General features: G+C 44.4%; 1 tRNA gene. It reads right to left on the bottom strand.

Annotation, left to right across the window (positions count from 1 at the left end):
• Window positions 1-150: 150 nt before the first annotated feature.
• Window positions 151-225 (bottom strand) — tRNA-Gln (locus tag ACFI6G_RS22260).
• Between the last annotated feature and the right edge of the window lie 72 nt (window positions 226-297).

Raw genomic sequence — 297 nt, 5'->3', positions numbered from 1 at the left:
AGAACCTAAATCTGGTGCGTCTACCAATTCCGCCACGACCGCAGCAAATCTTTATAGTTATATCGACATTGGTGATTCGATGTAACGTTGTGCTCTTGGTTACTTAATTCAGTAAATGCTTACTGAAGTAAAAACAAAGAGTTTAAATAGTGGCTGGGCTACCTGGATTCGAACCAGGGAATGCTGGCATCAAAAGCCAGTGCCTTACCGCTTGGCGATAGCCCAACAGGATATCAATTAAGATATCTAAATAATGGTGCGGTCGGAGAGACTTGAACTCTCACACCTCTCGGCGCC

This window comes from Vibrio sp. PSi01 (genome assembly GCF_054960695.1).
This window is presented reverse-complemented; position numbering and strand designations above follow the sequence as displayed.